The sequence below is a fragment of the Erythrobacter sp. HL-111 genome (assembly GCF_900105095.1).
In the GTDB taxonomy this organism is placed as follows: domain Bacteria; phylum Pseudomonadota; class Alphaproteobacteria; order Sphingomonadales; family Sphingomonadaceae; genus Erythrobacter.
Genome location: NZ_LT629743.1, coordinates 1,026,968 through 1,052,917 on the forward strand (window position 1 = coordinate 1,026,968; position 25,950 = coordinate 1,052,917).

General features: G+C 66.8%; 23 protein-coding genes. 12 read left to right on the top strand and 11 right to left on the bottom strand.

The window, feature by feature from the left end:
• Positions 1 to 109: 109 nt before the first annotated feature.
• Positions 110 to 2,491 (bottom strand): TonB-dependent receptor, encoded by a 2,382-nt coding sequence (locus BLU08_RS04900; RefSeq protein WP_090196121.1) that lies wholly within the window; start codon positions 2,489 to 2,491, stop codon positions 110 to 112.
• Between the two features lie 104 nt (positions 2,492 to 2,595).
• Here BLU08_RS04900 and BLU08_RS04905 point away from each other — a divergent pair, with 104 nt between their 5' ends.
• The 3 genes from BLU08_RS04905 to BLU08_RS04915 are packed head-to-tail and all read left to right on the top strand — an operon-like array spanning position 2,596 to position 4,750.
• Complete coding sequence (locus tag BLU08_RS04905) at positions 2,596 to 3,414, top strand: ThuA domain-containing protein (RefSeq protein WP_090196125.1); 819 nt, start codon at positions 2,596 to 2,598, stop codon at positions 3,412 to 3,414.
• Entirely contained in the window at positions 3,411 to 3,989 is a 579-nt protein-coding gene (locus BLU08_RS04910) for a carboxymuconolactone decarboxylase family protein (protein ID WP_090196127.1), read from the top strand. Before BLU08_RS04905 ends, BLU08_RS04910 begins: the two co-directional genes overlap by 4 nt.
• A gap of 2 nt (positions 3,990 to 3,991) precedes the next feature.
• Positions 3,992 to 4,750, top strand: coding sequence for an SDR family NAD(P)-dependent oxidoreductase (locus BLU08_RS04915; RefSeq protein ID WP_090196131.1), 759 nt, complete (start codon positions 3,992 to 3,994; stop codon positions 4,748 to 4,750).
• Here the strand turns inward: BLU08_RS04915 and BLU08_RS04920 are convergent.
• Genes BLU08_RS04920 through BLU08_RS04945 form a run of 6 tightly spaced genes read right to left on the bottom strand, consistent with a single transcriptional unit; the run spans position 4,747 to position 10,513 of the window.
• Positions 4,747 to 5,523 (bottom strand): SDR family NAD(P)-dependent oxidoreductase, encoded by a 777-nt coding sequence (locus BLU08_RS04920; protein ID WP_090196135.1) that lies wholly within the window; start codon positions 5,521 to 5,523, stop codon positions 4,747 to 4,749. The genes BLU08_RS04915 and BLU08_RS04920 overlap by 4 nt on opposite strands.
• Positions 5,520 to 6,839 (bottom strand): MFS transporter, encoded by a 1,320-nt coding sequence (locus BLU08_RS04925; protein WP_157674449.1) that lies wholly within the window; start codon positions 6,837 to 6,839, stop codon positions 5,520 to 5,522. The genes BLU08_RS04920 and BLU08_RS04925 overlap by 4 nt, the downstream gene beginning before the upstream one ends.
• A complete protein-coding gene (locus BLU08_RS04930; RefSeq protein WP_090196143.1) occupies positions 6,836 to 7,540 on the bottom strand; it encodes a TetR/AcrR family transcriptional regulator in 705 nt (234 codons plus the stop codon). Before BLU08_RS04930 ends, BLU08_RS04925 begins: the two co-directional genes overlap by 4 nt.
• Entirely contained in the window at positions 7,537 to 8,736 is a 1,200-nt protein-coding gene (locus tag BLU08_RS04935) for a cytochrome P450 (protein WP_172800986.1), read from the bottom strand. Before BLU08_RS04935 ends, BLU08_RS04930 begins: the two co-directional genes overlap by 4 nt.
• Before the next feature lie 46 nt (positions 8,737 to 8,782).
• Complete coding sequence (locus BLU08_RS04940; protein WP_090196152.1) at positions 8,783 to 10,141, bottom strand: SRPBCC family protein; 1,359 nt, start codon at positions 10,139 to 10,141, stop codon at positions 8,783 to 8,785.
• Positions 10,142 to 10,192: 51 nt separating this feature from the next.
• The gene (locus tag BLU08_RS04945) at positions 10,193 to 10,513 is read right to left on the bottom strand and encodes a Rieske 2Fe-2S domain-containing protein (RefSeq protein ID WP_157674450.1); all 321 of its coding nucleotides are present in this window, start codon (positions 10,511 to 10,513) and stop codon (positions 10,193 to 10,195) included.
• Positions 10,514 to 10,673: 160 nt separating this feature from the next.
• Between BLU08_RS04945 and BLU08_RS15090 the strand changes: the two genes are divergently transcribed.
• From BLU08_RS15090 to BLU08_RS04960, 5 genes are all read left to right on the top strand, one after another.
• Complete coding sequence (locus BLU08_RS15090; RefSeq protein WP_157674451.1) at positions 10,674 to 10,913, top strand: hypothetical protein; 240 nt, start codon at positions 10,674 to 10,676, stop codon at positions 10,911 to 10,913.
• A 199-nt stretch (positions 10,914 to 11,112) separates the two neighbouring features.
• Complete coding sequence (gene infA / locus BLU08_RS04950) at positions 11,113 to 11,379, top strand: translation initiation factor IF-1 (RefSeq protein ID WP_090196158.1); 267 nt, start codon at positions 11,113 to 11,115, stop codon at positions 11,377 to 11,379.
• 42 nt (positions 11,380 to 11,421) lie between these two features.
• Positions 11,422 to 11,574, top strand: a complete 153-nt coding sequence (locus BLU08_RS15095; RefSeq protein ID WP_157674452.1) for a hypothetical protein — start codon at positions 11,422 to 11,424, stop codon at positions 11,572 to 11,574.
• A 61-nt stretch (positions 11,575 to 11,635) separates the two neighbouring features.
• Entirely contained in the window at positions 11,636 to 11,830 is a 195-nt protein-coding gene (locus tag BLU08_RS04955; RefSeq protein WP_090196162.1) for a hypothetical protein, read from the top strand.
• Between the two features lie 366 nt (positions 11,831 to 12,196).
• Positions 12,197 to 13,252, top strand: coding sequence for a BLUF domain-containing protein (locus tag BLU08_RS04960; RefSeq protein WP_090196164.1), 1,056 nt, complete (start codon positions 12,197 to 12,199; stop codon positions 13,250 to 13,252).
• A gap of 41 nt (positions 13,253 to 13,293) precedes the next feature.
• On the opposite strand, the gene BLU08_RS04965 is transcribed toward BLU08_RS04960, so the two are convergent.
• The 3 genes from BLU08_RS04965 to BLU08_RS04975 all read right to left on the bottom strand — a co-directional run bounded on the left by BLU08_RS04965 (position 13,294) and on the right by BLU08_RS04975 (position 17,680).
• Positions 13,294 to 14,376, bottom strand: coding sequence for a cytochrome-c peroxidase (locus BLU08_RS04965; protein ID WP_090196167.1), 1,083 nt, complete (start codon positions 14,374 to 14,376; stop codon positions 13,294 to 13,296).
• 10 nt (positions 14,377 to 14,386) lie between these two features.
• Positions 14,387 to 16,885, bottom strand: coding sequence for a TonB-dependent siderophore receptor (locus BLU08_RS04970; protein WP_233996094.1), 2,499 nt, complete (start codon positions 16,883 to 16,885; stop codon positions 14,387 to 14,389).
• 87 nt (positions 16,886 to 16,972) lie between these two features.
• On the bottom strand, positions 16,973 to 17,680 hold the full coding sequence (locus BLU08_RS04975) for an energy transducer TonB (protein ID WP_157674454.1): 708 nt from the start codon (positions 17,678 to 17,680) through the stop codon (positions 16,973 to 16,975).
• 366 nt (positions 17,681 to 18,046) lie between these two features.
• Between BLU08_RS04975 and BLU08_RS04980 the strand changes: the two genes are divergently transcribed.
• The 4 genes from BLU08_RS04980 (at position 18,047) to BLU08_RS04995 (ending at position 23,100) form a co-directional block, all read left to right on the top strand.
• A complete protein-coding gene (locus tag BLU08_RS04980; RefSeq protein WP_090196174.1) occupies positions 18,047 to 19,267 on the top strand; it encodes an NADP-dependent isocitrate dehydrogenase in 1,221 nt (406 codons plus the stop codon).
• A gap of 104 nt (positions 19,268 to 19,371) precedes the next feature.
• The gene (locus tag BLU08_RS04985) at positions 19,372 to 21,012 is read left to right on the top strand and encodes a bifunctional GNAT family N-acetyltransferase/carbon-nitrogen hydrolase family protein (RefSeq protein ID WP_090196177.1); all 1,641 of its coding nucleotides are present in this window, start codon (positions 19,372 to 19,374) and stop codon (positions 21,010 to 21,012) included.
• 34 nt (positions 21,013 to 21,046) lie between these two features.
• On the top strand, positions 21,047 to 22,837 hold the full coding sequence (locus tag BLU08_RS04990; protein WP_090196180.1) for a cation:proton antiporter: 1,791 nt from the start codon (positions 21,047 to 21,049) through the stop codon (positions 22,835 to 22,837).
• A gap of 80 nt (positions 22,838 to 22,917) precedes the next feature.
• Complete coding sequence (locus tag BLU08_RS04995; protein WP_090196183.1) at positions 22,918 to 23,100, top strand: hypothetical protein; 183 nt, start codon at positions 22,918 to 22,920, stop codon at positions 23,098 to 23,100.
• A gap of 25 nt (positions 23,101 to 23,125) precedes the next feature.
• On the opposite strand, the gene alaS is transcribed toward BLU08_RS04995, so the two are convergent.
• Positions 23,126 to 25,786, bottom strand: coding sequence for an alanine--tRNA ligase (gene alaS, locus BLU08_RS05000; protein ID WP_090196185.1), 2,661 nt, complete (start codon positions 25,784 to 25,786; stop codon positions 23,126 to 23,128).
• Positions 25,787 to 25,950: the final 164 nt, after the last annotated feature.

The following is a 25,950-nucleotide window of genomic DNA, read 5'->3' on the forward strand; positions in this document are numbered from 1 at the left end:
CCGTACTCCCATGCTGAAAAAAAGGCCCCGCACGGTCATGCGGGGCCGCAGTTTATCCGTGACAGAGAGATCAATGCGTCACGGGATCGCAGGTCGTGCGCGGGCCCCTTCAGAAGTTGAAACCCAGCTCGACACCGTACAGCCGGGGCGGCGAGAGCGTCCCGAAATCGACGATCGAATTGGTCAGGCCGAAATTGATCTGTTCATCGAACAGGTTCTCGACGAAGGCGGTGACGCGGAACATCTCGCGGTCCGGCCCGCCGAAGGCGATCGTCGCCGAGCTGTCGACCCGCCACAGCCCCTCGACGAGGCCGCGCGGCGAGTTGAAGAATTCCTGGAACCGCTCGCCGACATAGCGCGCATTGCCGTTCAGCTGCAGTTCGCCGAAGCCGAGATCGGCGGTATAGGTCGCCGCCACGCTCCCCGTGATTTCGGGCGCATTGCGCAAGTCCAGCGTCGACAGGTCGGCGAGGATCAGCGTGCCGGGCGGTTGCGGCGGGGTCGAGATATAGGTCGAGGACGCGATGAAGGCCTCGTAATCGGTGTATTCCGCATCGAGGTAACCCAGTGTCGCATCGAGCCTGAGCCCTTCGACCGGCAGCGCACTCACTTCCAGTTCGACCCCGCGAATGCGCGCCTCGGCGACATTGCGCACCGTGGTCGAGGTGAAGGTCGGCGGCGGGCCGGGCTCGATCGCCTCTTCCTGCTTGTCCTTGTATTCGTTCCAGAACAGCGCCGCGTTCAGGCGCAGCTTGCGATCGAGCAGGTCGAGCTTGCCGCCGATCTCGAAGGAATCGATGATTTCCGGATCGAACGGCGTCGTCACGTCCAGCACCGTGCCCGCGCGCGCGCTGAACCCGCCCGCATTGTAGCCGCGCGTGAACGAAGCGTAATAGAGCATGTCCGGGTCCGGTTCCCAGGTCAGCATGACCTTGGGGGTGAATTCGAACCAGTCCTCGTTCGCCGATCCCGCTTCGGTCAAAGGGCGGCCCTCGGGGATGCCGTCGGTGATCTGGTAGGGCGCGGTCGGCGGCAGGCCCGCATCGTAGAAGCGTGTCGCGATCCGCTTTTCGTCCCAGGTCGCGCGCCCGCCCAGCGTCAGGGTGAGCGTGTCGGTCATCGCCCAGTCGGCCTGCGCGAAAATCGCGGTGGTGGTCGCCTCGTGATCGTCCTCGTCGCCCGCGCCGTTGACGAACAGCGCCCCGGGCGGGACCGGCGCGCCGACCAGCGAGAGATCGAGCTTGATCGCCTGCCTCAAGCTGTATTCGGAATGGAAGTGGAACGCGCCCGCCACGAAGTTGACCGGTCCGTCGAATGAACTCGCCAGCCGGATTTCGCCGCTGTACTGGCTGTAATCCTGTTCGCGCACGACGTTGAAGGCGGTGGCGCTCGAACCGTCGAAATCGATGAACACCTCCTCGCGCGAATCCCGCATCCCGAATACGGTCGACAGGGTCAGCGTGTCGGAAAGGAAAATGTCGCCCGTCACCGTCAGCGCATCGAGCCTGGCGTCGAGGAAATGCGGGTCGGTCGAGGTGGAAACCGGGTTGTCGGGATCATTGCAGATGTTCTGGATCAGGCACAGCGGGTCCGGGCCGAAAGCGGGCGTGACCGTCGCGGGAACCGGAAAGGTCGTCTGGATGAGATCGATCGGAAGCGGCTCCACCCCGGCGATGCCGCGCGGGACGTAAGGGGTGAGGTCGGAATTGTCCTCGGCATGGTCGTAGATGATGTCGAAGGTCGCGACGCCCGGCTGGTCGATCCGCAGCACCGTGCCGAAGGACCAGCGGTCGCGCGCCCCGCGCGAGCCTCCGGCGGGATTTTCGAAAAAGCCGTCATCGGTCAGATACTGCCCGCGCACCAGCAGCGAGACGGTGTCGCCGATCAGGGGCGAATTGATCTCGCCGCGATAATCGACCGTGCCGAAATTGCCGATCGCAACGACGCCGCGCGCGCTGAATTCGCCGGTCGGGCGGCGGCGGGTGGCGTTCAATGCGCCGCCGGTCGTGTTGCGGCCGAACAGCGTGCCCTGCGGCCCGCGCAGCACCTCGATCCGTTCAAGGTCGAAGGTGTCTAGCAGGTTGAAGGCCGAGGTGCCGAGATAGATCCCGTCGAGGAAAGTGCCGACCGCCGGATCGAAGCTCTTTTCGGGATCCTGCGAGTTCACCCCGCGGATCGAGACCTGCGCGAGGCTCGGCCCGATCGACACTTCGGTGAGGACCAGGTTCGGCACCTGCCCGGTCAGTTCGGAAATGTCGCGGGCGTTGAAGCGCTCGACTTCGGCTTGGTCGAAGGCGGTGATCGCGATCGGCACGTCCTGCTGCGCTTCGGCGCGGCGTTGGGCGGTGACGACGATCTGTCGCAGGCCCTCGTCGGTGGTCGCCTCGGATCCGCCTTCGGAGACAACCTGCGCGTGTGCGGCAGCCGGCAGGACGAGGCAGGCCGACCCCACGGCAAGACCTGCACGCAAGCGCGTAGTGAACTGGCTCATTTTCCCTCTCCCCGTCGCCGCCCGCCCCGTGCCGCTACGGCATTGGGGCTTGCGGCGCTCACAAACTTTTTGACAGGCCAGTAAGAAAAGTCAAGATTAGCACTATGGAGAGGTCAGGCACGGGCAAGGAGCGCGCCCTCGAAAGCGTCCAGGCAGGCGGGCGGCGCGAGGTCCGGCTCGTGGTCGGCGGCATGGCGCATGATTTCGATTTCGTGCGGATGGAACTGCTCCGCGCGCTGGGCCGCGATCCGCGCAACCGGGTGGCGGTGTCCTCCGGTTTCGAGGAGTTCGAGGGCGACACGCGAACGGCGCTGATCAGCTATACCTGCAATGTCGAACCATCGCCCGAGGCTGCGCAGCGCCTGCGGCGTTTCGTCGAGTGCGGCGGGCGCTGGCTCGCGCTCCATGCGACCAATTCGCTGCTCGAATGGAGCGAGGAAGGCGTATCGGGGCGGCCTGCGTGCGGCGATTTCCTCGAGACGCTCGGCTCCTCCTTCCAGGCGCATCCGCCGATCGCGCCCTACGAGGTGCGGCCCGGTCCGGTCGCGGACCCGCTGACCGCTGGCGTCGCCCCCTTCACGATCGAGGACGAGCTTTATCTTTCGGACTATGCCGAAAGCGAGGACGGGTGCGAAATCGAGGTGCTGCTCCACGCGTGTTTCGGCGGTGCGGCGCCCGGTTTCGTGCGCGACGACTGGCCCGAGGGCGAGCAGGCGGTGCTCTATCGCCGCAGGCTGGGCGCAGGCGAAGTGCTCTATTTCACGCCCGGCCATGCGCGCGGCCATTACGACGCGCCCCATCGCACGCCGTTCTATCCGGATGTGGAGCGCGGCGCATGGGAGGAGCCGGCCTTCCGCGAAGTGCTCGGACGGTGCCTGCGCTGGGTCTGCCGCCAGCCCGTGCTTGAAGGAGAACACGCATGAGAGGACCGGGCCTTCCCCCGCTGGCCGACGAGGAAATTCCCGAAAGCCTCGCCAAGGTAATCGAGGCGTGGCCCTACAATCTCCACCGGACCCTGGCCCATTCGCCCGGCACCCTGCTCAAATGGCTGCCTTATGGCGAGCATATCCTGAAGGAGAACGCCCTCCCCTTCCGCGAGCGCGAAATCGCGATCCTGCGCGTGGGGTGGAACTGCAGATGCGCCTATGAATGGGGGATGCATTCGCTGGTCGCGCGGCGCGGCGGGTTCGGGGATGCGGATTTCGAGGCGCTGTGCGTCGGGGCGGACAGCCCGCACTGGACCAACGGAGAGGCGGCGGTGGTGGCGGCGGTCGACGACATGATGCGCGACTGGACGATTTCGCAAGACGTGTGGGCGCGGCTGGCGGCGCATTACGCGCCCGAACAGCTGGTCGACCTCGTCTGGCTCTCGGGCAACTTCATGACGATTGCGCTGCAACTGAACGCGCTGCGCGTGCCGCTCGAGGAGGGGCTGCCGCCGCTGCCCGATGACGCACCCCTCTACACCAGGGCCACACCATTCGTAACAGGGAGCTGAGAATGGACCTCGAAATGAAGGGCGCCAAGGCGATCGTCACCGGGGCGACGCGGGGGATCGGCAACCGGATCGCCGAAAGGCTGTTCGAAGCCGGGGCGGACCTCGCCTTCTGCGCGCGCGACGCGCAGGCGGTGGCGCACTGCGAGAAGGGCTGGGCCGAACGCGGCTTTCGCGCAAAGGGGACGGCCGTCGATGTCGGGGACCCGCAGGCCTATCGGAAATGGCTCGCCGACGCCGCGCACTGGCTCGGCGGGTGCGATGCCTTCGTCCATAACGTGTCGGGCGGAGGCGGCGCGGGCGGCGACGAGAAATGGCGGCTCAATTTCGAAATCGACATGATGGGCGCGGTGCGCGGACTGGAGGCGCTCGAAGACGATCTTGCGAAGGACGGGGGCGCGGTGCTGTTCGTCTCGAGCACGGCCGGGCTCGAAACCTATCCCTTCGTCCAGCCCTACAACGTGATGAAGGCGGGGCTGATCGTCTATGCCAAGCAGATCAGCAAGCTGCTTGGCAGGAAGGGCGTGCGGGTCAACTGCATCTCGCCCGGCGCAACGACCTTTCCCGGCGGCAACTGGGAGCGGCACAAGGTGAACCATCCCGACTATTACGATGCGACGGTGGCCGAGATCCCCTTCGGCCGGCTCGGCACGGCGGAGGAGGTGGCGGACGCTGCGGTGTTCCTGCTGAGCAGGCGCGCCTCGTGGATCACGGGGGCGAACCTGATCGTCGATGGCGGGCAGACGCGGCGCGTCTCGCTCTAGCCCGCAATGCTCGCGCCGCCATCGACGGGAAGGTCGATACCGGTGATGAAGGCGGAATCCTCGCAGGCGAGGAACAGCACCGCTTTCGCGACGTCCTCGGGCAGCACGATCCGCCCCGTCGCTGCGCCCAGCGGGTGGACCGCCACGCGGCGGGCGTAGTTCGCCTCGCGCTCCTGCTCGCTCGCGCCGAGATTGGCCTCCATCATCGGCGTCAGGGTCGATCCCGGATGGACGGCATTCACGCGGATATATTCGCCGCGCCCGGCGAAATGCAGCGCATAGGCCTTGGTCTGGGCGCGCAGGGAGGCCTTGGCGGCGCAATAGGCCGGAAGCGCGGCATTGGGCCTCAATGCGAGAAGCGAGCCGACATTGACGATCGCGGCATGGTTCGATGCGCGCAGCAAGGGGGCCATGGCCTGCACCGAATGGAAAATGCTGTCCGCATTGATCCGCTGGAACCGCTCCCAGAAACCGGCATCGATGCTGTCCACGTCGCCCATGCCGGAGATCCCGGCATTGTTGACCAGCACGTCGAGCCGCCCGTGCCGCCGCTCGATCGCGCTCGCCAGCCTGTCCCAATGTGCCCGCTCGGCCACGTCGAGCAGCGCGCCCTCCGCGCCCTCCCCCAGCTCCCCGGCGAGCGCAAAGGCCGCCTCGCTTTCCAGGTCGGCGCAGATCACGTGGGCGCCCTCGGCAAGCAGGAGCCGCGCCACTGCCGCGCCGATCCCGCCCGCAGCGCCCGTCACCAGCGCGATGTGTCCGGCAAGCTTCATGTTTCTCTGCGAAGCGCGCGATAGGGACGAAAGGCGGCGAGCAGCAGGACGAAGGCGACCGGCGCCGAAACCGCGTTCACCCAGGCAAGCGAATAGCGCACGCCCTCGGGACCGGTGAACAGCGCATCGTTGAACACCCCCACCACCAGCGGCCCTGCGCCCAGCCCGACGAGGTTGATGACGAGCATGTAGAGCGCGCTCACCTGCCCGCGCATCCGGCCCGGCGTCACCAGCTGGATCGCGGTCCCGGCCATCGGATAGGGCATGGTCGACATCAGCATGGCGGGCGCGAAGACCGCCAGAGCCGTTTCTCCGGTCGGCATCAGCGGGCCGAGTCCGCCGAACAGGCCGGTGCCGAGATAGCCCCACGCCGCCACCTTCAACGGCGCATCGCGCGACCCCCGGGCCGTCATCCGGTCGCAGATGGTCCCCGCCAACAGCGCGCCCGCAGGCCCCAGGACGAGATAGAGCGCGCCATAGGCGATCCCGATCTCGCCCGCCGACCAGCCGAAAGCGCGGATGAACAGGGCCGGGGTCCATACGGTCGAAGCATAGCCCGACAGGGTGATCATGCTGAACCCTGCAAAGACAAGCGCCAGGGTGCGGCGTTGCCCGGAAAGATGCGCGGCGACCGCGCGCAGGGGGACCTTCGCCTGTCCCTTACCGCCGCGCCGCTCCGGCTCCTTCAGCACCAGCAGCAGCGCCAGCGCGACGAGCAGGCCGGGCACGGCGACCAGCAGGAAGGTCCGCCGCCACGGGGCGAGCTCGCCAAGAAAGCCCGGCGCGTCCCACCTCGCCACAGCCGCGATCGCCACTCCGCCCGCAATATAGGCAAGGCCGATGCCGATGAAGGCGGTCATGGTGAAGACGCTCATCGCCCGGCCCAGCTTCTCGGGCGGGAACATGTCGGAGATGATCGAATAGGCGGTCGGCACGACGCTCGCCTCGCCTGCGCCGACACCTATCCGGGCGATGAACATCTCGCCGAATGTGCGCGCCAGGCCCGAAGCCAGCGTGAACAGGCTGAAGACCGCGACCCCGATGGCGATGATCGGCTTGCGCGGCCCGTTGTCGACCAGCCGCCCGATCGGCAGCGCCATGGCGGTGTAGAACAGGCCGAAGGCGACGCCCTGCAACAGGCCGAACCCGGTGTCGCTGATCGCCAGATCGCGCTGGATCGGCTCGACCAGCAGGTTGATGACGATCCGGTCGAGATAGGACAGGACATTGGCGAGCGCGAGGATCGCGAGCGCAGTCCAGGCGAGCCTTGCCGCGGGCCATGGCCGAGCCTCGAGGAACCCGGCCTCGGCCTTCAAGCCGCATCGTCCTCGTGCGCGCCCCGGGCCACCTTGCGCAGCAGCGCGACGCCTTCCTGCGTGCCGATCAGCAGCTTGAGAAAGCGCAGCAGCGCGCCTGTCCGTTCCTCGCGATTGAACGTGATGCCGTCCTGCTGTGCCACCCCTTCGAGAAGGAAGCGCACGATGTCGCGGCGCAGGTCGAATTCGACGCTGTCCGAAAGGTAGCGCGGGAAGAGGCCCAGCGCCGCTTCGCGCCGCGCGCGGTCGAAGGCGGCGAGCGCGGGCTCCATCAGCGCGCGCAATGCGGGATCGGTGCGCGAGGCCAGCGAGAGTTCGGTATAGGCCTCGAATTCCGGGGTCTGGAGCTGCTCCCAGGCGATATCGACCGCGCGTTCGAGGAAGCCCTCGTCATGCGGCAGGCCCTCCATCGCCGCGGTGTACATGTCGATCCTGCGGCGGGTGACATGGCGGATGATCGCCTCGATCAACTCGGCGCGCGATCCGAAATGGTAGAGCATGGCCGCGCGCGTGATCCCGGCCTCTTTCGCAACGCCGGTGGTGGAGAGCTTCTTGTAGCCGTCCCGCGCCAGCACGGCGACGCCCGCACCGAGGATCCTGAGGCGCGTGCGGCGCGAGCGGTTGAATTCGCCGGAGCTCAGCGCCGCCGGGTCGGGCAGGCGGGTGATGTGGCTGTTTTCGGTGTCGTCTCGATCGTTCATCGCTCGAATTCCAGAGGCAGGCAAATCATGCCCCGTTGGTGGAAATTCGTGCGAAAGGGAAGGTCGTCTTCGCTGCCCACGAGCCGGACCGATCGGTAGCGCGTCAGAATCTCGCCGAGCGCGAGCCGCATTTCGAGCCGCGAGAGCGCCGCGCCGACGCAGAAATGGATCCCGCTGCCGAAGGCCATGTGCGGCTTTGGCGGCTTGCGGTCCAATCGGACCTCGCCCGCCCCTTCGCCCCAGACCTTCTCGTCGCGATTGGCCGCGCCGAACCGGACATGGAGCATGGTGCCATCGGGGATGGTGTGCCCTCCCAAGCGCTGTTCGCCGACGGCCTTGCGGAACTGGCCCTGGATCGGGCTGTCCAATCGCAGCACTTCCTCGAGGAAGGAGGCGATCTTGTCCGGTTCGCCCCCGAGCCGCGCAAACAGCGCCGGATCGCGGGCGAGGCGCAGCAGGGCAAACCCGAGCGTGGAGGTTGTCGTCTCGTTGCCCGCCACCATCAATTGCGTGAGGATCGAAAGCAGTTCCGGATTGTCGAGCGGTTCGCCATCGGGTTTTCGCGCATTGGCGAGCGCGGTGATGATGTCCTCGCCCTCTCCCCCGCGCCTTTCGTCGCACAGCGCGACCATCGCCCTGTGGCATTCGAGCGTGAGCCTGGCGATCTCGACGGCGCGCTCGTCGCTGGTGAGGAACCCGATCTCGTCGGCGAAGGCATCGGACCAGCGTTTCACCGTCTCGTCGCCGAGGTGCCGCATCCCCAGATATTCGCCGATCACCGAAACCGGCAGCGGGACGGCGAAATCGGGGAAGAAATCGCACGCGCCGCCCTTCGCATCGATCGCATCCAGCAGTTCACCGATCCGCGCGGCGACGAAGGGTTCCATCGTCTTGAGACGGCGCGGCAGGAAGAAGGGGCCGACGAGCTTGCGATAGTCGTCGTGGCTCGGCCCGTCGTTCTGGACCATTGTGAGCGCGAGCGGCCACCCCTGCGCCTTGATCTCCAGCACTTCGGCAGGCAGCCCGCCCTTGCGCATCGCGGCGCGGTCGGCAAAACTGGAAAAGCGGGTGTGGCTGCGCATCACCTCTTCGGCCAACACGTAATCGAGCACGAAGACGACGCCCGTTTCCGGTTCCTCCCAGAGCGGCCCCTGCTCCTCGCGCATCGCCTCGTAGGCCAGCCACGGCGCGCGCATGAAGCCCGCCGCGCGCGGTTTCGGTTCCCCCGGGCGGGCGATATCCTCAACCCTGTCCAAGGCTCTTGTCCAGCATCGCGTGGAAATGGCGGATGCGCGCTTCCTGGTAAGCGCCGGTCACCGGGCCAGTCTTGCGCATCGTCCTGAGGCCCCGCTGGAGCGCGGCGAGATTGGCCGAATCCTCGTCGAAGACGGCGCAATATCCACCCAGCTGGGGCGCTTCCTGAAGGCTCGCATCGGGGCCGACCACCTGCGGCTCGGGCACGGCACCGGGATCGCCGCCGGGGACGACGAACATGATGTCCATGACGCTCATGTCGGGGTCGGTGCCGAGCGGGCGGAAGCGATAGACGAGATAGCTCCCCCAGCCTGCCCAGCACACGAGATTGGGAAAGACGTGATACTGGATCGTGTCGATCAGTTCGCAATCGGTCGCTTCCGCGGCGATTTCGACCCCCTGCCCGACCAGCGCCTTGCGCCGCGCCGCGGCGATCGCCTCGCGCGCGCTTTCGGCGGTATCGGGCAGGGTCAGCGCGTCCGCCGCATCGCCCAGCGCGGGGCGCATCCCGGCGCGGTAGACCTCCTCGTCCGAAAGCGGCCCGACATTCGGGCTCGCGAGCCCGCGCGGGGAGATCATGCGGGTGTGCGCCGTCCCTTCCCACACGTCGTACTGGGTGTTCGCATCGCCCAGATAGGGCGCCGCGCTGGCATGGGTTTCGGTGACGTGGAAGCTTTCGATGAAAGCCTCGAGCGCGATCTTCCAGTTGCAGCGGTTGATCTTCTGGACATGGACCGCCTTGGTCCGCTCGGCCAGCGACCAGCCGCGCGTCTCGTAGGCCTCGACCACGGGACCGAGGAAGTGCTCGAGGCTCTGCTCGCATCCGTCCGGGCAGACGAAGACGAATCCGCCCCAGATTCCCACCTGCGCTTCCGGCAGTGCGAAATCGGCCTTGTCGACATGGGCGAAATCCCATTCGTTGACGATCCGCTTGCACGCCCCGTCCAGGCCCCATGTGAAACCGTGAAAGGGGCAGCGGAATTCGCTGGCCGTGCCGTCCGCATCGCGCAGCGCGCGGCCGCGATGCAGGCAGGCGTTGAAGAACGCCTTGACCGTGTCCCTGTCCGAACGGACAACGATCAGGGAAATTTCGGCGATCTCGTAGAGGACATAGTCTCCCACTTCCGGAATATCCTCGAGCCGGCAGGCCATCTGCCAGGTCCGGGGCCACAGCCGCGCATTCTCGAGCGCGGCGAAATCCGGGTCGTAATAACGCCTCCGGTCGATCGGTTTGACGGGGACCGAGGCCTCGCCGCGCTCGGCAAGGAGCGGGGGCACGGGACGCTTTTCGCGCGCGAGCATCTGGCTGAGCGTCGGCCGCGGGGCCCTTGGTGAACGCTGGGGCATTGCAAGTCTCTCCGCGCACCTTTTTACATACCTGTATGAATTCTGCAAGGCTCAGGGCCGGACCCACACCTCCCCCCCGGTGATCCGGACTTCGTACGTGCCGAGTGCCCGGCGCGTCGGTCCGGCCGTCGGGGCGCCGTCGGCAAGGCGAAACCGCGCACCGTGAAACGGGCAGGCGATCGTCCCGCCCCTCACCCGCCCGTTGGCCAGGGACTGCCCCGCATGGGGGCAGCGCGCATCCACGGCGAAAACCATCGTGCCCGACCGGCACAGCAGGACCTCCCGCCCGCCCAGCCCGACCGCGAGCGGGCGCGCGGCGGGGATCGCGTCCACCCGGCCCGCGCATTGCCAACCCCGTTCGCCATCGCCCATCGCGAGCCTCTTTGCCCCAGCTTGCCTGACCGCGCGCTTTCGCAAACGGACCTCCGGCCGCGCGCCCAGCCATGGGCACCCGTCTGCCGTCTGCGGGTCGACAAGCGCCATTTTTTGATATGCCTGTATAAGGTTCTGTCGCCAAGCAGGGATTTGACACATGCAGCTAGACCGTCCCGCCCTTATTGAGGTCTGTCGCAGCAAGGAGGAACTGCAACGGGTTCGCGCCGAGGACCCGCTGCCCCTCTTCCGCGAACGCGCAACCGGCGAGGCCCGCCTTGAAGCAAGCGATCTCGACCCGCTCGATGCCGAACGCGCGAAAGCCCTGCCTGCCTGGCCTTCGATATTCGCAGGTCGCAGGAAAGCCGCGTTGCGATCAAAGAATGTTTTTGCGCCTTGATCATTCAAGTTGAAATATTTTCACGTCGCGCTATATCAGTTTTGCCTTTCGTCGTTTGACGGATCATCATTGCCCCTTGGCTGCCTCACGGCGCGAAAAGCGGCATTTCATCCATTTCATTCAACCTTGGCTTCGCACCGGAATGCGTCCGGGCGAAAGTTTTTTTCCTATTCTATATCTCACATGCAGGGAGCACGGTTTGGCGAAGGAAGAGCTCATTACGCTGGAGGGCGAGATCGACGAGGTCCTGCCCGACGGGCGCTTCGGCGTCACCCTCGACAATGAGCATCGCATCATCGCCTACACGGCAGGAAAGATGCGCCGTTACCGGATTCGATCGGTCGCTGGCGACCGCGTGCATGTCGAGATGACGCCCTACGATCTGACCAAGGGTCGGATCGTCTTCCGCGAAAGGACCCCCGGCCAAGGTGCCGGCGGTGCCCGCAAGCGCGGATTCAGGCGCTGATTTCTCAAGAAGGCGGCGGGAAGACCCGCCGAAGAATCACACATGATCACCACCATCTCGCGCGCCCGTTCGCGCCCGAAACTCTCGCTGCGCTTCGGTGCAGAGCAATCACCTGCGCCGGCGCAACGAACTCCGGCCAAGCCTGCCATCCCGACCGCGGACCTGCGACGCCTCGTCGCGGCGATGGTCGATTGAAACGAATTCCACGCAGCTTGCGGCCACGGAGCCCCGTTCCCGCCTGCACAGGAGAACCGACTTGGACCTCAATTTCGAATATGCCGCGCACCAGGCCGCTCTCATGAACGCGGACAGCGCCGCCAATGACGAAGAGCGCCGCAGCGGCCTGGCGGCAGCGGCGCGGGTCGCGGGGCGCATCGGCGCCTTCCAGCACGCGCTCGGCGCGGCCGCGGCCTGCGCCTGGAGCAAGGCGCAATTCGCGGAACCCGCGTGAGGCGCGCTCGCCTTTGACCGGGGGCGGAGCGGGCGACCGCCCGGCTCGCGCCCATCCGTCAGTGGCGGAAAAATGCAGCGCGAATGACAAATTCGCACGATTGCAATCCGTTTATCGAGGTTGACACAATCGCGCTTCGCCTGCAGCTTCGGCGGCGGGATGAGGTCAGGGACAGATTGACCGTTTAACCTTCGGAAGAATGCTTTCGACACTCCCGAAACCGGACCGGCCCCGAACCGGGTCGGGGCCGGGATACGGCCGAGAGGGCGGACACCCGTTGGAACGGGTTTTCTTCTTCCCGAAGGCAGGGGGCGGGCACGTTCTTTCCGATGCATCCCGGGATCATACTGGGAGCAAGGCGTGTCGATGCAGTCCGAAGATGCTCCGTCGGTTCCGACCGACTGGACCAGGAGCATCAGCTATCAGAGCCGGGCAACCGCAAGACCGACCGCGGCGGACCTGCGCGAACTGGTCTCGAAGGCCGAGGCCCGGAACCAGACCCTCGGCGTGACCGGGATGCTGCTTTACGACAAGGGCCGCTTTTTCCAGACTCTGGAAGGCCCGCCGAGGGCCATCGAAACCTTGTGGACCTCGATCCGCAGCGACCCGCGCCACACCGACATCGAGGTGCTGAGCGAGCACGTCATCCCTTCCCGCCTGTTCGGCGGGTGGAACCTGCTCGGCTATCACGGCGACGAAGTGCCCGAGGCGACACTGCGCCAGGCGAAGGCCGAGCATGAACTGACGGGCGAGATCCCGCAATTCATCGACCTTGTCCTCAATGGCGACGACATCGGCATCAATCGCAAGATCGCCGCACTGATCGAGAGCGGGTGGAAGGGCGACCTGATCCTGACCCACCTGATCGAACCGACCGCGCGCGCGCTCGGCGATGCGTGGCTGTCCGACGACTGCTCCGAGCTGGATCTGGCGATCGGGCTCAGCATGTTGCAGCTCGCGGGCCACGCCATCGTGCACGATCCGACGCCGGCGAAGCTCCGCACCAGCCAGTACCGCATCCTGCTCGCCACCGCGCCGGGGGAGCCGCACATGCTCGGGACCTCGCTGCTCGCGGATCTCTTCACCGATGCCGGCTGGAATGTCGACATGGCGTTTCCCGACAGCAATCAGGCGCTCGCCAACCAGCTCGCCGCGCAGCAGCCCGACGCGGTGGACATCGGGCTGTCGGACGCGCTTTCGCGCAAGAACAGCCTCGCGCTGCTGCGGCGGACGATCGAGCGCAGCCGGTTCGCCGCCCCCGATCACCTGACCGTGGTGTCCGTCGGGGGGCGCCTGTTTTCGGAGGCCGCGGCGACTGCCGAGAATGTCGGCGCGGATTACGCCCGCAAGACCGTGGCAGGCGCGAGCATCCGGATCGCCGAGCTCATCAGGCTCAAGCGGCAGGAACACCGCCAGACCTGAAGCGAAGGATGCCCGCCGCGCCGCAATCGTAGGGGCGCAGGCTACAGCGCTTCGAGAAACGCCACCAGCGCCGCGCGTTCCTCACGGGTGAGATCGCGCGGCTTGAGCAGCGGATCGGGCCGGGGCGGCGGAGCATCGGTGGTGGCGCTCTGTTCCTGCCGGTCCCTTCCGCCGCCGCCCATGTAAAGGTTCACCACGCCTTCGAGATGCGGGAAGATGCCGTTGTGCATATAGGGCGCGGTGCGCCGCACGCCGCGCAGGGACTGGGTGCGAAAACGGCCGCTGTCGAGCGGATCGCCCGTCACCGCCCAGCGCCCGGTATCCTCGCGGCTGCGAGCGTAGAAGCTGATGCCGAGATTGTGATAGCGCTGGTCGGTCAGCAGCGGGCCGTTGTGGCAATTGGCGCAGCCCGCCTTGGTGCGGAACAGGTGGAGGCCGGTGAGTTCCTGGTCGGTCAGGATCTTCGTGCCCTCGGTGAACACCCTGTCCCACTTTGAGCGCGGCGGGGGAATTGCCCGTTCGAAATCGGCCAGCGCCAGAGCGATGTCGGACAGGCCGATCCGCTCTACGCCGTAGGCCGCGCGAAAGCCTTCGCGATATTCGGGAATGGCGTTGATTCGCTCCTCGATCGCGCCCGCCTCGCCCGCCATCTCGATCGGGTCGACGATCGGCAGGTGGGCCTGGTCCTCGAGACTGGGGCTGCGCCCGTCCCAGAACAGTTCCTTCATGTAGGCCGCGGTGAACAGCGGCATGGCGTTGCGCGATCCGGTCTGGCGGTCGTGCCCGAAGGAAGTGGGCAGCCCGTCACCCCAGCCGAGCCGGCGGTTGTGGCAGCTTTCGCAGGCGATCTGGCCCGAGGCCGACAGGCGCGGGTCCTTGAACAGCGCCTCGCCCAGATCGATGCGCGCCTGTTCGCTCTCGCCCGGCCTCTCGCGCGCCGGGAGCGGGCCGAATTCGGCGAAGCGCGCCCCCTCTTCGAGCTGCGGGCGCGGCCAGGTTGCGGGCGCACCGGCATAGGCCGCGCGCAATTCGGCGATGGCCCCCGCCCCGCTGTCGCCCGAGGCGACAGCGGCGACGAGGGTCAGGCTGGCCAAAGCCAGCGCGATCGCAGGCAGACGACGCATCGCCCCTCGCTCAGAAGCGGTAGCGCAGGCCGACCCAGGTCGAGCGTCCGAACTGGAACGGCTGCGCGATCGCCGCCGAATTGGGCGCCGGGATGGTATCGAGCAGGTTGCTGATCCGGGCGTCGAGGGTGAGGGCTCCGAGCTGGTTGCGGAGCAGTTCGTACTGCAGGTTGAGGTCGACATTGATACGGTCTTCATAGCGCACGAAGTCATAGACATCGAACCGCGTTCCATCGACCTCTTCGTTGATGCCCGTATCCTCGATCCGGTCGAAGCCCGAACGGTAACGCAGGTTGAGGTTGCTGGTCAGCCGGTCGTCGAGCCACAGGCCGGTCCAGCTGGCATTGATCAGCAGCGGGGCCGCGAACTGGAGCCGCTGGTTCTGTTCGAGCAGGGTGAGCAGGTCGGTCACTTCGCCTTCGAACAGCACCCTTTCGTCTTCTTCCTCGATATCCTCGGAGGTGAGGAAGAAGTCCTCGTTGGTCGTCTGGGTCTCGCTGTAATTGGCATTGAGCGCGAAGGTGTGCTTGCCGACGGTCCTGACCCATTCGAGCGAAACCCCGCGATAGGTGCTCTCGCCCTCATTGGTCAGCGTGAAGAAGCGGCGGGTCGCGGTCGCCCCGGTCTCCAGCAGGATCTCCTCTTCGTTCTGCAGCGAGCGCGAGAATTCGTCCTTGCCCCAGCGCGCGATGCCGCGCAGCCGCACCACCCCGCCCAGCAGCGGCGCGCCGATCCCTGCGGTCAGCTCGTCGGAGAAGGGCGTATCGAGATCGCTGTCGGAGAAGCCGAGCGGCGCGCTGGTGCGGAACAGGTTCCACTGGTCGTCGGAGAACTGGAGCTGGCCGTTCACCTCCTCGCCGGCGCGGCGTTCGGTGATGCTGGGCGGATATTGCTCGCGGATGGCATAGGCCAGCATCGAACGACCGTAATAGCGGTTGGCACCGAAGGTCAGCTGCCAGTCGTCGTCGAGGTTCCAGGTAGCGGCCAGACGCGGCGCGAAGTTGTGGTTGCCGAGGAAGCTTTCATGGTCGTAGCGCAGGCCCGCACGCAGATCGACCGGGCCCAATGGCACCGAGTATTCCGCCCATGCGCCGATCGCGTCCACCGCCACGTCGGCAAGATAGGCACGATAGACCTGCCGCTGCGTCAGCGCGTATTCGCCGGTCGCGCAGGTCAGGCTCTCGCCATCGGGACAGGCGATGTCTTCGCCGCGCGCGGCGAGCTGGAAGGCGAAATTGGTCTCGGGCCGCTCGCGCAGGGCCTCGACCCGCTGCAGGTCGAGCCCGCCGCGCAAGGTCCCCGGCCCGACATCGAGCGCGATGCGGGCGTTGAGGCCATAGATGTCCTGCTGCTGGTCGAGAGTGCCGAAGCCGCCGATAATGCAATTGGTGTTCGAACACACCGCGCCGTTGGTGGTCGTCGAGGGGATCAAGAAATTCGCCGGCGGCGCGGTGCGGCCGGTGTCGGTGGAATTATAGGTCGCGGTCACGTCCCAGCGGATGTCGCCGGTCGATTCGAGCCGCAGCCGCGTCCCGATGCCGCCGCCCTTGGAGACGATCAGGTTGTCGATGCCGTTGGCGTTGGCCGCCTCGCTTTCGTAGGGCGAATAGGTGACCTGCCCCGACAGCTTGAGATCGGGGGCGATGTCGTAATTGCCCGAAACGAGGAAGTTGTCGCTCACGCTGCTGCGGAAGCCAGGCTCGAAATCATAGCCGGCGGAACGGAAATAGAGCACGTCGGCGCGGCTGCGGTTGACCGCGAAGAGCAGCCCGCCCTTGTCCGACAGCGGCACGTCGACGCTCGCGCCGAAGCGCCAGCGGCGGAATTGGGGCGCCTCGGGCAGCGGGTCGCCGCTTTCCTCGAAGGCCGCGCGCGAGGCGTCGGACAGCAGGTAGTTGACCAGCCCGTCCTCGGTGTAGTTGACATTGCCCGACACGCCCCACGTGCGCCGCGCCTCGCGGGTCTCGATGTTGAGCGCGCCGCCGGTGAAGCGGCCATATTCCGCCGAGACGTTCGAATCGCGCAGGGTGATCTCGCCGATCAGCTCGGCATCGAGCCACAGGCCCTGCGCAGCGGCGCCGGCGGGTTCGTTGAAGTTGAACGGATTGTCGTTGGTGACATCGAGCCGGCTGCCCACGTCGATCCTGTCGACGGTGATCAGGTTCTCGTAGATGCGTCCGCCGGAAATCGAGATGTCGGCGGGGCGGATGTCCTGGATGTCCTCGCGATTGGCGAGGCCTTCGTTGCGATCGAACTGGACGGTCGGCAGCAGCTTGAGCAGCTGGTTGACATCGCCCGAACCGGGCGTTCGCGCCTCGATTTCCTTGCGGTTGATGGTCGAGGTGCCGTTGTCGTTGCCGCGGCCGATTTCATAGGCGTCTTCGGCCCTTTCGCCCTCGGCTACCGCTTCGGGCAGTTCTTCGGCCTCATCGGCCTCCTGTGCGCGTGCGGCGACGCCGGTCGCGAGAAGTGCAGCCGTCGCTGCCCCCCAGAAAAGCGTGTACTTCAATGTTTCGTTTCCTGCCTGAGCTTGTTTCGGGAGTGCGCCCATATCGCCGGGGATTGGCTACTGCAAGTGCGAATCAGTAGCGATTTTTCACGGCTGCCGGTTCGGGCGATAGGTCAGGCGGATCGTGAAGGCGCGCCCCTCGCGCTGCGGCGGGGCGGGAAAGGGGGCGGCTTCGCGCAGCTGCCCGAGCGCGATCTGGTCGAGCCGGCCATTGCCCGAGGACGCCTTCACCCTCTCGTCACGCAGACGTCCGCGCGAATCGACGGTGAAGGCAAGCGTCGCGCTGCCTTCGATCCCCTTGCGGGCCAGTTCGCCGACATAGCTCTGGTGGGCCCTGATCCGGGCGAACACCTTGCGGCCATAGGCATCGCCGTTGCCGCCCGAGGCCGCGCCTGCGGGCGCCGCATCGCCGGGTGGAGCGCCCGACGGAACAGCCACGTTCAGATTGAGCTGTCGTCCGCGCCCCATTCGCCCTTCCGCGCCCCCGGTCTCGTGCAGCCGCGGAAGGCCCGATACCAGCAGCAGGACCGGCTTTCTGGACACGGGGCCAGGCGCCGGCGCGGCGGCTTCGGGCTTTTCCTCCTTGACCGCTTCCTCCGGCGGATCGGCGGGGGCGGGCGGAGCGGGGCTTGCCGCTTGCTCGCGCAGTTCCTGCTCGACCGGGGCCGCGCTTTCCTCGGACGCGAACTCGTTCGCGGAAAGGAAGGTCATGGCCGGGCCTTGCGGGCCGGACGAATCGCGCCAGCCGAGCGTGGCGAGCAGACCGAACATCGCGCCCGACACGGCCACAGCCATGAAGGCGCTTCCGAAGCGTCCTGTAAGGGTCACGGAGCGGATAAGGTCGTGCATTGAGCCGTTTTGCCGGTCGCTCGAATTAAGGATGAATCGCCCTCGGGCTGGCGACGGATGCGGGGGTTGGAAACAGGCCCTCCGGAGTCGGTGGAGGCGCTCCTGCACTTATTAAGACTGATTTGCAATAACTTGTTTGCAGCCGAGGCCCGGCAAGCCCTGCCTCCCGCGCCCGGCGCGGCGCGCGACCCCCGGCTTGCACGCCCGCCTTGCTCTGCTAAAGCCCCCCGCAGGGATTACACCGGACATTCGAACCGGCGCGCGGTCCTGTCCGCCGCGCCGGCACACACCTCTAGGAAGGCGGGACACTTCATGCAGAAAATTCAGGTCAAGAACCCGGTCGTCGAACTCGACGGCGACGAGATGACGCGGATCATCTGGCAATGGATTCGTGAACGGCTGATCCTGCCCTATCTCGATATCGACCTGAAATATTACGACCTCTCGATCGAAAAGCGCGACGAGACCGACGACCGGATCACGGTCGACGCCGCCAACGCGATCAAGGAATTCGGCGTCGGCGTGAAGTGCGCAACGATCACCCCGGACGAGGCGCGGGTGGAGGAATTCTCGCTCAAGAAGATGTGGCGCTCGCCCAACGGGACGATCCGCAACATCCTCGGCGGCGTGGTCTTCCGCGAGCCGATCGTGATCGACAACGTGCCCCGCCTCGTGCCGGGATGGACCGATCCGATCGTGGTCGGCCGCCACGCTTTCGGCGACCAGTATCGCGCGACCGACACGCTCATCCCCGGACCCGGCAAGCTGCGGCTCGTCTTCGAGGGTGCGGACGGCGAAAAGATCGATCTCGAGGTGTTCGAGTTCGAAAGCTCCGGCGTCGCGATGGCGATGTACAACCTCGACGATTCGATCCGCGCCTTCGCCCGCGCCTCGATGAATTACGGCCTCGACCGCAAGTGGCCGGTGTACCTGTCGACCAAGAACACGATCATGAAAGCCTATGACGGGCGCTTCAAGGACCTGTTCGAAGAAATCTACGAAAACGAATTCAAGGACAGGTTCGAAGCCGCCGGCATCCACTACGAACACCGCCTGATCGACGACATGGTCGCCAGCGCGCTCAAGTGGTCGGGCAAGTTCGTCTGGGCCTGCAAGAACTATGACGGCGACGTGCAGTCGGACACGGTCGCACAGGGCTTCGGCTCGCTCGGCCTGATGACCAGCGTGCTGATGACGCCCGACGGCAAGACCGTCGAGGCCGAGGCCGCGCACGGCACCGTCACCCGCCACTATCGCCAGCACCAGCAGGGCAAGGCGACCTCGACCAACCCGATCGCCTCGATCTTCGCCTGGACCCGCGGCCTGATGTATCGCGGCAAGTTCGACGAGACGCCCGACGTGGTCCGTTTTGCCGAGACGCTGGAGAAGGTCTGCATCCGCACGGTCGAAAGCGGCTCGATGACCAAGGACCTCGCGCTCCTGATCGGTCCGGGCCAGAACTGGCTGACGACGGAACAGTTCTTCGAGGCGATCGTCGAGAATCTCGAGAAGGAAATGGCGAACTGGGCCTGATCGCCCCGCGCCGGCCCCGGAACGGCCAGCCCGGCGCGACGTAACATGGGGGCGGCCCTGCGTTGAGGCGGGGCCGCCTTTTTCAATTCACCGGAGGGGCTTTCATGGCATCGACCAGCAGCAAGGCACGGCTCGAGGTCCGGCAGGCCAAGATGAAGGACGTGCGCGCGATCGGCGATCTCGTCCGGCGCGCCTATGCCGAACTGCCCGCCTACACCCAGGGCGAGATCCGCGGGCAGATCAACAACTATCCCGACGGCTGCTTCATCGCCAAGCTCGATGGCAAGCTCGTCGGCTATTGTGCGACCATGCGACTGGACGAGGACGTGGCCCTGTCGGATCACAGCTGGGACGAGGTGACGGGCAACGGTTTCGGCAGCCGCCACGACCCGACCGGCGACTGGCTCTACGGCTACGAGATGTGCGTCGATCCGAACGTGCGGGGCACGCGCATCGGGCGGCGGCTCTACGAGGAACGCCGCGCCCTCGCCGAGCGGCTGGATCTCAAGGGCATCGTCTTCGGCGGGCGGATGCCGGGCCTTGCCCGGGCGATGCGGCGCAAGACCAACCGTGTCGAGGGACCGGCGGATTATCTGCAGAAGGTCATCGACACCAAGATCCACGACCCCGTCCTGCGTTTCCAGCTGGCGAACGGATTCGAGCCGCACGGAATCCTCGCCAACTACCTGCCGGAGGACAAGGCCTCGCGCGCCTATGCCGTGCGGATGATCTGGCGAAACCCCTATGTCGACATCGACGCGCCCCCCAAGCACCGCCTGCCGCGCGACGTCGAAAGCGTGCGGATCGCCACCTGCCAGCTGCAGGCACGCGCGGTCGCCGATTTCGACGAATTCATGCGCCAGGTCGAGTATTTCGTCGACGTCGCGGCGGATTACGAAAGCGATTTCATCGTCTTCCCGGAAATGTTCACGCTCATGCTGCTCTCCGCCGAAGGCCGCGAGCAGAGCCCGCTGGAAGCGATCGAAACGCTGAGCGAGTTCACCCCCCGGATCCGCACCGCGCTGTCCGAGATGGCGCTGTCCTACAACATCAACATCATCGGCGGCTCCCATCCCACCCGGATGCCCGACGGCGACATCCACAATGTCGCGCTCGTCTGCCTGCGCGACGGATCGGTCCATTCGCAGGAGAAGATCCATCCCACCCCGAACGAGGCATACTGGTGGAACATCAAGGGCGGCGACAGCATCGACGCGATCCCGACCGACTGCGGACCGATCGGCGTCCTGATCTGCTACGACAGCGAGTTTCCGGAACTGGCGCGGCGCCTGGTCGACGAGGGCGCGCGGATCATCTTCGTCCCCTTCTGCACCGATTCGCGGCAAGGCTACATGCGGGTGCGCTATTGCGCGCAGGCCCGCGCGATCGAGAACCAGTGCTACGTCGTCCTCTCCGGCAATGTCGGCAACCTGCCCAATGTCGCGAACATGGACATCCAGTACGCCCAGTCCTGCATCCTCACCCCCTGCGACTTTCCCTTCGCGCGCGACGGGATCGCGGCCGAGGCCAGCGAGAATGTCGAGACGCTGACGATCAGCGACGTGAACCTGGCCGACCTGTCCTGGGCGCGGGCCGAGGGCACGGTGCAGAACCTCGCCGACCGCCGGTTCGACCTCTACCGGATCGAATGGGACAAGCGCGTGGGCAACATCACCGACCCCTTCGGCGAGGATCACGACAGCTCGATCACCCGGCCCTTGGGGCCGCCTCATGGCGGCGGCTGATGACTTGCCTGCCCCGCCACGCTAAGCCTTGAGCATGGCAGGCGAATTGACCCTTTCCCCGGTGATGTCGGATGCCCTGGTGATCCTGGGATCCGCCGGCATTGTCATCCCGGTCTTCGCCCGCTTTCGCGTCACGCCGATCATCGGCTTCATCCTGATCGGGATCCTCGTCGGGCCCTACGGCCTCGGGATGCTGGTCGAGGACGTCCCCTGGCTCAGACACGTCACGATATCCGATTCCGAACGATTGGCCCCCTTCGCGGATTTCGGGATCATCCTGCTGCTGTTCGCGATCGGGCTGGAATTGAGCTTCAACCGCCTGTGGCAGCTCCGCAAGCTGGTCTTCGGCCTCGGCAGCCTCGAACTGCTCATCATCGGCACCACTTCCGCGCTGTTCTTCGGTTATGCGAGCGAAATGGATACGACCGCCGCGATAGCGCTCGGCTTTGCGCTCGCCTTCTCCTCGACCGCGATCGTGCTGCCGATCTCGGGAACGAGCTCGCCGGTCGGGCGCGCGGCGCTTTCGATGCTGCTGTTCGAGGACATCATGATCGTGCCGATCATCTTTATCCTCGGCGCACTCGCCCCCAATGCGGAAGGCGGCTGGAGCGCCATCACCGACACCTTGTGGCAGGGCGCGCTGGTGATCGGGATGTTGCTGGTGCTCGGCCGGGTCGCGCTCCCCCACCTTTTCTCGCAGGCCGCGCGGACCAAGAGCCCGGAACTGTTCCTCGCCGCCTCGCTGCTGGTGGTGATCGGGGCGAGCCTCGCCACCTCCGCCGTCGGCCTGTCGCCCATCGTCGGCGCGCTGATCGCGGGGCTTTTGATCGCCGAAACCGAATACCACGGCGAGGTCGAGAGCATCATGGAGCCGTTCAAGGGCCTTGCGCTCGGCGTCTTCCTCATCACCATCGGCATGAGCATCGACCTCATGGCGATCTGGAGCGATCTCGGCACGATCATGGGTGCGGTTGTCGCCGTGCTCGTGTTCAAGGCGATCGTCACCGGCGTCCTGCTGCGCCTGATGGGCGCGCGGCGCAGCACGGCGACCGAAACCGGGGTGCTGATGGCCTCTCCGTCCGAGACGACGCTGATCGTCCTCGCCGCCGCGACCAGCGCGCTGGTGATCGATCCCGAGACGGCGCAGTTCTGGCAGATCGTCACCGCGATCGGCCTTACGATCACCCCGCTTCTCGCCAAGCTCGGACGGGTCGTCGCCCGGCGGGTCGACGGCGTGCAGGAAGTGCTCGAGAGCGACGGCGAGGACGAGCCGCACACGATCATCATCGGCGGCGGACGCGTCGGGCGGCTGATCGCGGACATGATGACGCGGCACGGTAAGGCCTATGTCATGCTCGATTCGGACCCCGATCTGATCTCGCGCGCCCGGCGCGAGGGCTACCGCGCGGTGTTCGGCGATGCGGGGCGCGGCGATGCGCTCGCGCGGCTCGGGGTCGAGCACGCGCCCGCGGTGGTCCTCACCATGGACGAGCCGGTGCTCGCCCAGCGGCTCGTGGCCAAGCTGCGCGGCGAATATCCCGACCTCCTGATCGTCGCCCGGGCGCGCGACAGCGAACATGCCGCGGCGCTCTACCGTTCCGGCGCGAGCCACGCGGTCCCGGAAAACCTCGAAAGCTCGCTTCAACTCTCGGAGGCCGTGCTGGTCGATATCGGGGTCGCGATGGGCCCGGTGATCGCCTCGATCCACGAAAAGCGCGACGAGTTCCGCGAACGGATCGAGCGCGAGGGCGGCCTTTCCCGAAAGCCCGCGCTGCGGACCACGCCGAGCTCCTCGCCCGGCCTTGCCGCCGGTGCCGACGCCTGATCGAACCTCGCGCCCAACTTACGGAAATTCGGGGATCTTTTCCCCTCGCCCGGGCATTGGTGGGGCAAGGAGAAAAGATCATGGGCAAGGACACAGACCCCACCAAGCCGATTCCGAACGACGAGAAGTTCAAGCCGCAGAACGTCAAGGACCCGCTCAAGAACAAGGCCCCCGGCTCGGGCCGCGGCGCCCCCGGCGATACCGAGGGCGACGATGTCGCACAGGGCAGCCGGCCGGTGACGAACAAGCGGCCCAGCAAGTAAGGACCGCCCCCGGGCGCAGGCCGGCCTAGCCGGCGAGCACCTGCTTCACCGCCGCGATCGCCTCGTCGGCCTTCGCGCCGTCGGGGCCGCCGCCCTGCGCCATGTCGGGCCGCCCGCCGCCGCCCTTCCCGCCCAGCGCCACGACGCCAGCACGCACGAGATCGACCGCGGAAAAACGCTCCGTCAGGTCGTCCGTGACAGCCGCGGCAATGCTCGCCTTGCCGTCGTTGACCGCGACGATCGTCGCCACGCCCGAACCGAGCCGCGTCTTCGCCTCGTCGAGCAGCGGGCGCAGTTCCCTGGGATCGAGCCCTTCGAGCACCTGGCCGGTGAAGCTCACCCCGGCGACCGTTTCCTGCGCCGGACCGCCCGCCGCCGCAGGCCCGCCGCCCCCGCCGAGCGCAAGCGCCTTCTTCGCTTCGGCCAGTTCCTTTTCGAGCCGCTTGCGCTCCTCGAGCAGCGCGGCGACGCGCGCGGGCACGTCCTCGGGCGTCGCGCGGATCGCGCTCGCCGCGGCCTTGAGCGCTTCCTCGCGCCCGACCAGCCACTGACGCGCGGCCTCCCCGGTCAGCGCCTCGATCCGGCGCACGCCCGAAGACACCGCGCTTTCCGAAACGATCCGGAACAGGCCGATATCGCCCGTCGCCTCGACATGGGTGCCGCCGCACAATTCGACCGAGTAATTGCGCCCTTCCGCCCCCGCCCGACCCATCGCGAGCACGCGCACTTCCTCGCCGTATTTTTCCCCGAACAGCGCCAGCGCGCCTGCCTCGACCGCCTCGTCGGGGCTCATCAGGCGGGTGGTGACGATCTCGTTCGCGCGGATCTCGGCGTTGACCTCGGCCTCGATCGCGGCGATGTCCGCGTCGGTCAGCGCGGACGGATGCGAGAAATCGAAGCGCAGCCGGTCCTCCGCCACCAGCGAACCCTTCTGCGTGACGTGCCCGCCGAGCCGGTTGCGCAGCGCGGCGTGGACGAGATGGGTGGCGGAATGGTTGGCGCGGATCCGCGTGCGGCGCTCGGCATCGACATCGAGCTGGACGGTGTCGCCCACCGCGACCTTGCCCGCCTCGATCCGGGCGTGATGCGCGTGGAGCCGGCCGAGCGGCTTCGAGGTGTCGGTGACCACCGCGCGCAGGCCTGCCGGGGTGGTGATCGTGCCGGTGTCGCCGCTCTGCCCGCCGCTTTCGCCGTAGAACGGGGTCTGGTTGGTGAGGATGACCACTTCCTCGCCCACCTCGGCCGTATCGACCTCCTTCCCGTCCCTGAGGATCGCGACCACGCGGCCCTCGCCCGAAGTCGCGGCGTAGCCGGTGAACTCGCTGGCACCTTCGCGTTCGGCGATGTCGAACCAGACCTCACCCGAAGCCGCTTCGCCCGAACCCTTCCACGCCGCGCGCGCGGCCGCTTTCTGGCGGTCCATGGCCTCGTCGAAGCCGGCCTGGTCCACGCCGAGCCCGCGGGCGCGCAGGGCGTCCCGGGTGAGGTCGAAGGGAAAGCCGTAGGTGTCGTAGAGCCTGAACGCGGTCTCCCCGTCGAGCTCGCCGCCCTCGGACAGGTCGGCGGTCGCCTCGTCGAGCAGCTTGAGGCCCTTCTCCAGCGTTTTCCTGAACTGAGTCTCCTCGCGCAGCAGCACCTCCTCGATCAGGGCCTGGCCGCGCACGAGTTCGGGATAGGCCTGCCCCATCTCGGTCACGAGATGCCCGACGAGCCGGTGCATCAGCGGCTGCTCGGCACCGAGGAGGTGGGCATGGCGCATGGCGCGGCGCATGATCCGGCGCAGGACATAGCCGCGCCCCTCGTTCGAGGGCAGCACCCCGTCCGCCATCAGGAAGGAGGTCGAGCGCAGGTGGTCGGCGATGACGCGGTGGCTGCTCGCGTGCTCGCCCGCGGCGGCCATGCCGGTGAGGTTTTCCGAGGCCGCGATCAGCGCCTTGAAGGTGTCGGTGTCGTAATTGTCGTGCACGCCCTGGAGCACTGCGGCGATGCGTTCGATCCCCATCCCGGTGTCGATCGAGGGGCTCGGCAGGTCGCGGCGCGTGCCGTCGGCCTGCTGGTCGAACTGCATGAAGACGAGATTCCAGATCTCGACGAAGCGATCGCCGTCCTCGTCCGGGCTGCCGGGAGGGCCGCCGGGGATGTGCTCGCCATGGTCGTAGAAGATTTCCGAACACGGCCCGCACGGCCCGGTTTCGCCCATCGACCAGAAATTGTCGGCCGTCGCGATGCGGATGATGCGCTCTTCGGGCAGGCCGGAAATCTTCCGCCAGAGATCGAAGGCCTCGTCGTCGTCGTGGTAGACGGTCGCCGTCAGCCTTTCCGCCGGCAGGCCCCATTCCCGGGTGAGCAAGGTCCAGGCGTGCTCGATCGCTTCGGCCTTGAAATAGTCGCCGAAGGAAAAGTTGCCGAGCATCTCGAAGAAGGTGTGGTGCCGCGCGGTGTAGCCGACATTGTCGAGGTCATTGTGCTTGCCCCCCGCGCGCACGCATTTCTGGGCCGAGGTCGCGCGCGGCCCGGGCGGCGTTTCGAGCCCGGTGAAGACGTTCTTGAACGGCACCATCCCCGCGTTGACGAACATGAGCGTCGGATCGTTGTAGGGGACGAGCGGGGCGCTCTGCACCTGTGCGTGTCCGGCCTTGCCGAAATAATCGAGGAAGGAGCGGCGGATGTCATTGGTCGACGTCATGGGCGTTCGTTTCGCGTGAGGCTGCGGACAGGCGTTTGCATGAACCGGCAGTTAGGCAATGCGGGGCCGGGCGGCAAGCCGCGCCGTGCCTCCCGGCCCGCCGCCGCGGGAGACAAAGGAAAACCGGCGCCTTCGCGCGGCCATCGAAAGGCCACGGCCAAGCG

Coding starts and splice junctions, on each gene's coding strand:
- BLU08_RS04900 (WP_090196121.1), bottom strand. CDS start 2,491: ATGAGCCAGTTCACTACGCGCTTGCGTGCAGGTCTTGCCGTGGGGTCG.
- BLU08_RS04905 (WP_090196125.1), top strand. CDS start 2,596: ATGGAGAGGTCAGGCACGGGCAAGGAGCGCGCCCTCGAAAGCGTCCAG.
- BLU08_RS04910 (WP_090196127.1), top strand. CDS start 3,411: ATGAGAGGACCGGGCCTTCCCCCGCTGGCCGACGAGGAAATTCCCGAA.
- BLU08_RS04915 (WP_090196131.1), top strand. CDS start 3,992: ATGGACCTCGAAATGAAGGGCGCCAAGGCGATCGTCACCGGGGCGACG.
- BLU08_RS04920 (WP_090196135.1), bottom strand. CDS start 5,523: ATGAAGCTTGCCGGACACATCGCGCTGGTGACGGGCGCTGCGGGCGGG.
- BLU08_RS04930 (WP_090196143.1), bottom strand. CDS start 7,540: ATGAACGATCGAGACGACACCGAAAACAGCCACATCACCCGCCTGCCC.
- BLU08_RS04935 (WP_172800986.1), bottom strand. CDS start 8,736: ATGCGCGCGCCGTGGCTGGCCTACGAGGCGATGCGCGAGGAGCAGGGG.
- BLU08_RS04940 (WP_090196152.1), bottom strand. CDS start 10,141: ATGCCCCAGCGTTCACCAAGGGCCCCGCGGCCGACGCTCAGCCAGATG.
- BLU08_RS04945 (WP_157674450.1), bottom strand. CDS start 10,513: ATGGGCGATGGCGAACGGGGTTGGCAATGCGCGGGCCGGGTGGACGCG.
- BLU08_RS15090 (WP_157674451.1), top strand. CDS start 10,674: ATGCAGCTAGACCGTCCCGCCCTTATTGAGGTCTGTCGCAGCAAGGAG.
- BLU08_RS15095 (WP_157674452.1), top strand. CDS start 11,422: ATGATCACCACCATCTCGCGCGCCCGTTCGCGCCCGAAACTCTCGCTG.
- BLU08_RS04960 (WP_090196164.1), top strand. CDS start 12,197: ATGCAGTCCGAAGATGCTCCGTCGGTTCCGACCGACTGGACCAGGAGC.
- BLU08_RS04965 (WP_090196167.1), bottom strand. CDS start 14,376: ATGCGTCGTCTGCCTGCGATCGCGCTGGCTTTGGCCAGCCTGACCCTC.
- BLU08_RS04975 (WP_157674454.1), bottom strand. CDS start 17,680: ATGGCTGTGGCCGTGTCGGGCGCGATGTTCGGTCTGCTCGCCACGCTC.
- BLU08_RS04980 (WP_090196174.1), top strand. CDS start 18,047: ATGCAGAAAATTCAGGTCAAGAACCCGGTCGTCGAACTCGACGGCGAC.
- BLU08_RS04985 (WP_090196177.1), top strand. CDS start 19,372: ATGGCATCGACCAGCAGCAAGGCACGGCTCGAGGTCCGGCAGGCCAAG.
- BLU08_RS04990 (WP_090196180.1), top strand. CDS start 21,047: ATGGCAGGCGAATTGACCCTTTCCCCGGTGATGTCGGATGCCCTGGTG.
- BLU08_RS04995 (WP_090196183.1), top strand. CDS start 22,918: ATGGGCAAGGACACAGACCCCACCAAGCCGATTCCGAACGACGAGAAG.
- alaS (WP_090196185.1), bottom strand. CDS start 25,786: ATGACGTCGACCAATGACATCCGCCGCTCCTTCCTCGATTATTTCGGC.